This window comes from Streptomyces calidiresistens (genome assembly GCF_014141525.1).
Lineage (GTDB): Bacteria > Actinomycetota > Actinomycetes > Streptomycetales > Streptomycetaceae > Streptomyces > Streptomyces calidiresistens.
On the sequence record NZ_VKHS01000317.1, the window covers coordinates 1 to 5,839 of the forward strand.

The 5,839-nt window shown below is 73.1% G+C and carries 3 protein-coding genes and 1 pseudogene; 1 reads left to right on the top strand and 3 read right to left on the bottom strand.

Annotation, left to right across the window (positions count from 1 at the left end; all coding sequences use genetic code 11):
* Window positions 1-236: 236 nt before the first annotated feature.
* From smc to FOE67_RS29300, 3 genes are all read right to left on the bottom strand, one after another.
* The gene (gene smc, locus FOE67_RS14275) at window positions 237-3,848 is read right to left on the bottom strand and encodes a chromosome segregation protein SMC (RefSeq protein WP_182664248.1); all 3,612 of its coding nucleotides are present in this window, start codon (window positions 3,846-3,848) and stop codon (window positions 237-239) included.
* Between the two features lie 539 nt (window positions 3,849-4,387).
* Window positions 4,388-4,588, bottom strand: a complete 201-nt coding sequence (locus FOE67_RS14280; protein ID WP_182664250.1) for a hypothetical protein — start codon at window positions 4,586-4,588, stop codon at window positions 4,388-4,390.
* 360 nt (window positions 4,589-4,948) lie between these two features.
* Window positions 4,949-5,230 carry an acylphosphatase gene (locus tag FOE67_RS29300; protein WP_182664251.1) on the bottom strand — a complete coding sequence of 94 codons (282 nt, stop codon included), beginning with the start codon at window positions 5,228-5,230 and terminating at the stop codon, window positions 4,949-4,951.
* A gap of 410 nt (window positions 5,231-5,640) precedes the next feature.
* Here FOE67_RS29300 and FOE67_RS14290 point away from each other — a divergent pair.
* Window positions 5,641-5,839: pseudogene (locus FOE67_RS14290) on the top strand (hypothetical protein); the annotation flags it as partial.

A 5,839-nucleotide genomic window follows, 5' to 3' on the forward strand; every position in this document is an offset into this window, starting at 1 on the left:
GTATAAAACACAGGGCCGGTCCGCCCCTCCGGGGCGCACGCATGGACTCCGCCAGAGATTAATCATTCAAGTTGTGAAGTCAAATCGAAGTACCGGCGGAGGATGACGTCGCTTCCCCGGCAGGCACGAGGGAACATCGTTCGACACTTGAATCCACGGTGGGCGTCGGGCACGAACCGACACGGCCACGGGCGGCCTCCTTCGGGCACTCCCCCGGGTTCTCGGGGGAGGGGCGCCTACCCCGCCGCGCCCGCCCCGGAACGGGCCAATCGCTGCCCGATGACCTTGGAGACGCCGTCCCCCTGCATGGAGACCCCGTAGAGGGCGTCGGCGATCTCCATCGTTCGCTTCTGGTGGGTGATGACGATGAGCTGCGAACTCTCCCGAAGCTCCGCCATGATGCCGATGAGCCGACGCAGGTTGGTGTCGTCCAGGGCGGCCTCCACCTCGTCCATCACGTAGAACGGGCTGGGCCGGGCCTTGAAGATGGAGACCAGGAGCGCCACCGCCGTGAGCGAGCGCTCCCCGCCCGAGAGCAGCGACAACCGCTTGACCTTCTTCCCGGGCGGACGCGCCTCCACGTCCACGCCGGTGGTGAGCATGTTCTCCGGATCGGTCAGGACCAGCCGTCCCTCACCACCGGGGAAGAGGCGTCCGAAGACGCCCTCGAACTCCCTGGCCGTGTCCCGGTAGGCGGCGGTGAAGACCTGCTCCACCCGCTCGTCGACCTCCTTCACGACCTGAAGGAGGTCCGCCCGGGTACGACGCAGGTCCTCCAGTTGTTCCCCCAGGAACCGGTGGCGCTCCTCCAGCGCCGCGAACTCCTCCAGCGCCAGGGGGTTGACCTTTCCCAGTTGTCGGTGGGCGCGCTCGGCGGCCCGCAGCCGCTTCTCCTGCTCGGCGCGGACGAAGGGCACCGGCCGGTTGCGGGGATGGTCCGGATCGGCCGGCACCTCCTCGCCCTCGGCGGCCGGCGGGGGCGGCACCGGCTGGTCGGGACCGTACTCGCGCACCAGCGCGTCGGGCTCCACGCCCAGCTCCTCCAGGGCCCGGGTCTCCAACTGCTCGATGCGCAGCCGCTTCTCCGCTCCCAACACCTCCCCGCGGTGCACGGAGTCGGTCAGCCGGTCCAGTTCCTCCTTCAGCTCCCGGCCCCGGCGCCGCTCCGCCGCCAGGGCCTCCTCCCGTTCCGCCCCGGCCGCCTCGACCGCCCGACGATCGGCCTCCGCCCGGGCCAGGGAGACGGCCACCCGGTCCGAGAGCATCCGGGCGGCGGCGGCCACGGCACCGGCGACGGCGGCCTCGTGGCGGCGCCGGGCCCGGCGCCGTTCGGCCCGCGCACGGGCCTCGCGTTCGACCCGGGCGGCCCGGTCCAGGGAGTCGGCGCGTCCCGCCAACGCGCGCACCCGCTCCTCGTGGGTCCGCAGGTGGAGCCGGGCCTCCATCTCGGTCTGGCGGGCGTTGGCCGCGTCGGCGGCCAAGCGGTCCCGTACGGCCGTGTCGGGTTCCTCCGCGGCCTCCGCGTCCTCCTCCAGGACGGCGAGCCGCTCGGCCAGTTCGGCCTCCTCCTCGCGGGCGCGCTCCAGTTCCGCCCGGGCGCGTTCGACCTCGCGCGCGGCCCGCTCCGCCTCGGCGCCGGCGGCCCCGGCGCGGCCGTCCAGGGCGCCCAGTTCCCGGGCGAGTTCCGAGCGTCCGCGTTCGGCGGTCGCCGTCGCCCGCTCCAGCGCGGCGACCTCGGCACGTCGCTCCTCCCGTGCCGCGCGGGCGGTCTCCAGTCGCTCCGCCAGTTCCGCGGCGCGTTCCGTGACGCTCTCCAGGCCGGCCGCGGCCGCCTCCACGGCGGCCCGGACCTCCAGCGTGCCGGGGGCCCCGGCGGAACCGCCGCGGGCCAGCCTGCGGGAGAGGACGTCCCCCTCCGGCGTGACGGTCGTCAGGTCGGGGTGCCGGTCGACCACCGCCCGGGCCAGGGCGGTGTCCGCCACCAGGACGGTGCGGGCGAGCAGGGAACGCGCCGCGGCCAGGACCGCCGGCGGGCCGGACAGCAGGTCCGCGACGGGGCGCGCACCCTCGGGGATGGGTGCCGGAGCGGCGTCCGGGGACGGAGCGCCCCGCTCCTCCCCGGCCCCCACCGGATCGGTGAGGAGAAGGACCGCGCGCCCACCGTCCCCCTCCCGCAGCAGCCGCAGTGCCTCGATCGCGGTGTCGGGGCCGTCGGCCACCAGTGCGTCCGCCGCCGAATCCAGGGCGGCTCCCACGGCCACCTCGTACCCCGGCTCGACGGCGAGGAGTTCGGCGACCGTTCCGGGGATGCCGGGCGGGCGCCGCTCGGACTCCAGGAGCGCGGCGGTGCCGTCGCGGCGGCGCAGTGACGGCAGCAGTGCCTCGTGCCGTGCCGTCAGGGCGGCGCGCTCCCGCTCGGCCTCGGCGTGCTCGGCGGTGACGGCGGCCACCTCGCCATCGGCCTCCTCCGCGGCGGCCCGGGCGGCCTCCAGACGTCCCGCCAGTTCCTCCGCCTCCGCCTCGCGCCGGGCCACGGCGGCCCGCAGTTCCCCGTGACGCTCCCCCGCCGTCCCGGCCCGGCCCTCCGCCTCCTCGCGAGCGGTCACCAGCCGCGCGATGCCGGCGGCGGCCACCTCGGCCCGCCCCCTCGCCGCGGTGAGCCGACCGTTGAGTCGGGCGAGGTGCTCGCGACGGTCGGCCGCCGCCCGGTTCGCGTCCCGGAGACGTCGTTCCTCGGTCTCCACGGCGCGTTCGAGTGAGGAGCGGTGTTCGGCCGTGTCCTCCAACGCGCGCTCGGCGGCCTCCATGGCCGCCGTCAACTCCGCCTCCTGTTCCCGGATCCGGGCCGCCTCCCGCTCCAGGTCCTCCGGGTCCCGGCCCCGACGCTCCTCCGGCTCGTCCGAGCGGGCGGCGGTCACCCGGGCCTCGGCGAGACCGACCGTGCCGCGCACCCGCTCGTCGAGTCGGGAGAGGTGGTGCCACGCCCGGCGGGCGGTCTCCAGGCGGGGCGCGAGGGCGGTGATCTGCTCCTCCAGGGCTGCCTCCCGGTGGGCGGCGTCGGCCAGGCGGCGGGAGGCCTCCTCCCGCCGGGCGCGCAGGGCGGCCTCGTCCGCCAGTTCGGCCCGCAGCGCCTCCCGCTGACCGACCAACTCGTCGGCGAGCAGCCGCAGACGGGCGTCGCGCAGCTCGGCCTGGATGACGGCGGCGCGACGGGCCGCCGCGGCCTGTCGTCCCAGCGGTTTGAGCTGTCGGCGCAATTCCTCGGTGAGGTCCTGCACCCGGGCGAGGTTGGCCTGCATGGCGTCGAGTTTCCGCAGCGCCTTCTCCTTGCGCTTGCGGTGCTTCAGGACCCCCGCCGCCTCCTCGATGAAGGCCCGTCGTCCGGTGGGGTCGGCGTGCAGTACCGAATCCAATTGCCCCTGGCCGACGATGACGTGCATTTCACGGCCGATACCGGAATCGGAGAGCAGTTCCTGGATGTCCAGCAGGCGGCAGGTGTCACCGTTGATCTGGTATTCGCTGCCGCCGTTGCGGAACATGATCCGGGTGATGGTGACCTCGGTGTAGTCGATCGGCAGGGCACCGTCGGAGTTGTCGATGGTCAATGAGACCTCGGCCCGACCGAGCGGGGGCCGGCCCGTGGTGCCGGCGAAGATCACGTCCTCCATCTTGCCGCCGCGCAACGACTTGGCGCCCTGCTCCCCCATCACCCACGAAAGGGCGTCCACGACGTTGGACTTGCCCGAGCCGTTGGGCCCCACGACACAGGTGATGCCCGGTTCGAACCGCAAGGTGGTCGCCGAGGCGAAGGATTTGAACCCGCGCAGGGTCAGGCTCTTGAGGTGCACGCCACGGGACTTTACCGGGCATCTGCGGATGATCACCCCGGTACCGGCCCCTCCGCCGTCCCGGTACGGGCGGGTGGAGCGGCTCGCCCGGGAAGGGTTTCCCGGGAGGTCGGCGGGCGGTCGGGGGCCGGACACCGCCGGGACCGGCGGCCGGCGGAGGATTGTTCGTTTCGACCCGGGGTGCACGGGGCACATCACTCCGTGAGCGTTCCTCCGGGTGACCGGTCTCCCGGGCGCGGCGCGCTTGTTGCCGAGGGACACGCGAGGGCGGTGGGCACCGAGCGGTCCACGAGCGGACGGAGAGCCGAGCACGGAGAGGGGCCCGGGCCGAGGGTCCGCTCCTCGGCGGAGGAGAGCGGGAGCGGGCGGGAAGGGCGCCCGGGATGCACGCGGCGCGGTCGCGTCGTACCCGACCACACGTTCCACCCGGGGACGTCCGAGACACTCCCGGGGCCCGCGGGTCCCGGAACATGACGAAGGGACGCCGAAGCGTCCCTTGCATTCTTCCCTGTGCGGGAGATCCGCTTCCGAGCCGGGAATCAGGTCAGAGCGGGCTCCGCCTTGGGTACATCGATGCCTTCGAGCACCGAGTCACGCCGTGCGGCGGCGAGAGCGTCGTTCTCGGCCTGAACCCGGACGAGCTGGGTCTCCAGGTCCTGAACGCGCTGCTGAAGCCGTCGCATCTCGGCGAGAACTCGGGGGTCGGTGCCGCCGACGTATCCGAGAAGCGCCTTTGCCATGATGGATGGTCCTCCACACTGAGTGACCGACCGAAGCCGTTGGTGGGTCGTGAGGGGTTGTCCCCGCGGGGCCGCTCCGCGCGTGATGTCCGTTTCCGGGCAACACGACCGGGCAGCGCGGGACTTTCAGCGTCTCACCAAAAGGGGAGACGGTCAACACGATCACGCCCTGTGCCGATCGTCGGGCGGGCCCGGAAACGCGGGTCGCGGACGATTCGGCCACCCCGTCCACCCCCGCCCGGGAAGGGCCTCCGGGGGACGGAATGTTCAATCGATCACCATCTGCGCGGCAGCCTCGCACGTGGGAGCGGGTATGGCAAGCGTTTTACGGGAAATCCCCGGGCGACGATCATTCGCCGATCACCTGATCGAGAACTCGCGGTAACCACCGCGGGGTGTGTCCCACATCTCAGTCACACCGCTCACCTCGCCGGGCGTGGCGCCGCCGCCCAGCCACTCCAGCAGGGCCTCGCATCCCTCCCGGGGGCCCTCCGCCACCACCTGCACGCGGCCGTCGGCCAGATTGGACGCGAATCCGGTGAGGCCTCCGATCTCCAGCGCCCGGGCACGGGTGAACCATCGAAAACCCACACCCTGCACCCGGCCCCGGACCCAGACGGTCAATCGCACGAGCCCCTCCACACCTTCTCCCCCTTCCCCTCGTCCCTTTTCCTCCCGTCCTTCCCGTCCTTCCCGTCCTTTCCCTCCGCGCCGGGAGGGACCGGGGTCCTTCTCGACAGGGGGGCGAAAGTCCCCCGATTCCGGGAAGTTCGGTGATGTGGGACGGTCCGAAGGGCTCATGTGACGCACGCTATCCGGTCGTTTCCGGCGCGCGCGCCCGGGTTCTCACCCGGATGCCGTACAGTCCACTCCGACGCGCCTCACCCATTCGAGTGAAGCGCACGGGGTTTCACCCTGCCGTGATCATCACGGCCGAACCGCAGACGTCGAGTTCCAGGAGGACGGTGCCGCCGATGGGACGCCACCGCCGATCCGCTCCCGGACGGGGCACGCACCGCAAGCAGGCACCGGCGAGAGCCGGGTTGTTGGGTGTGTCCGCAGCCCTGACGGTGGGCGCCGTGGCCGCCGGCGCGGGAGTCCTGCCCGGTGCGGCCGAACGCTTCACCCTGGACGACCTGCACACCTTCCAGGCCGGCGGCGACCGCTCCGGTGCCGTTCCCGGCTCCCCCTCCATCCAGGGGGGTCGCGAGAGCGGGGAGAGCGTCGACCGCGGCGAGGAACGCCCCACCC

Bases quoted from the DNA above. Each gene is read 5' to 3' on its own strand.
- FOE67_RS14280 (WP_182664250.1), bottom strand. From the start codon at position 4,588: ATGGCAAAGGCGCTTCTCGGATACGTCGGCGGCACCGACCCCCGAGTT.